At 61.7% G+C, this 1,373-nt stretch carries 1 protein-coding gene; it reads left to right on the forward strand.

Annotated features, from left to right (window positions below; all coding sequences use genetic code 11):
• Positions 1-526 precede the first annotated feature (526 nt).
• Positions 527-1,373, forward strand: an 847-nt coding sequence (locus tag CXY75_RS19930; RefSeq protein ID WP_199182302.1) for a hypothetical protein, incomplete at its 3' end; no start/stop codon positions are given.

Here is a 1,373-nt window from a genome sequence, read left to right on the forward strand (position 1 = left end):
ATCGCGTCCACCGCAACCACCATCGACCACGCCCGCAACTTCTTCACCGACGGCACCCCCGTCACCATCCGCAAGGGCGCCTAAGCCGCAGGACTGACCTCCGGCTAGGTCACCAAGAATTCCCGCAGGAACCAGGCGGGCCCCACGTGCACAGCACGCAGGGCCCGCCTCTTTTGCATGTGTGCCGGCTACCCGCATTGGCCCTCGACTTCGCTAGGCGCACCCGTGATTCGATCTCGACAACGTCCCATCCCGTTGGCCCTGCTCGTCGAGAATGTCATGGGTCTGGGCGTGCGCGAGAAGCGCAAACGCTAAATTCGCAGACTTGAAGCGGGTAGTTCTGTTAACGCAGGTCCGGCCGCTTTTTTGTGGTGCGACCGCTCGCCGGATGCCGTGCACGGGTGTCGACTCGATTTGCGTGACCTTCAGTAGTGGGTAATGCTCATTAGGTACATTGTGGCCCCCTACGGCCGATCACCTGCACGTCCCGTACTTGTGCATGACCCGGAATATACGTAACTAGCCAATGGCATTGAGAAACATCCGCAAGTCCCACCTCGATCAGAATTCAATTCAAACCACCCCGGCTGTCACCACTAGCAGCCCGCGCAAGACCACACGATTGACCATTCTCGCAACACTCGCGGTTTCCGCAATCGCGATCTCCGGCCTCGCTGCTGTTCCGGCCACTGCCGCCAGCAGCGATGCCGAGACGGCCAGGACCTCGATTAACATCCCGGCTGGACGAAGCACAACCACCAAATTGGGAACAGTGCCGTCCGGCTTGAAATCCGTCGATGTGACGTTCTTCACATCTGACGTAGCGGCCCGAACTCAGGTGAAAATTGCGGTCGGTCCGGAGGACACGAAAACGTACTCGTTCACGGCGCGTGCGGGAACCAGCGCGGTCAAGACCATTACCGTTCCCGTGACGAAGAAGACGGATGGCACGGTCACCGCGTCCAGCAGCGTTGCCGACGTCACTCTGAACTTGGCCGTGGCCGGTTTTGAGCGCATCGCAACGAGCTCGACTCCGACGCCTGCTCCGACTCCGACTCCGACTCCGACGCCTGCTCCAGCGCCAGCACCTGCTCCGGCTCCGGCACCTGCACCTGCACCTGCTCCTGCTCCTGCTCCGGCACCTGCACCTGCACCTGCTCCGGCACCTGCTCCTGCTCCGGTCGTAACCCCGCCCACCGGTGGTATGCCCGGCGCCACGAACACCGGCGTTCCTGCCGGCACCGTGCTGAAGGTGCACACCGGTGACATCACCGTTACTACCCCGGGCACGGTGCTGAACGGTCTCGACATTCGTGGCTTGGTGAAGATTCAGGCGGCGAACGTGACGATCAAGAACTCGATCATTCGTGGTC

The organism is Cryobacterium sp. Y11, from assembly GCF_002929535.1.
Classification (GTDB): domain Bacteria; phylum Actinomycetota; class Actinomycetes; order Actinomycetales; family Microbacteriaceae; genus Cryobacterium.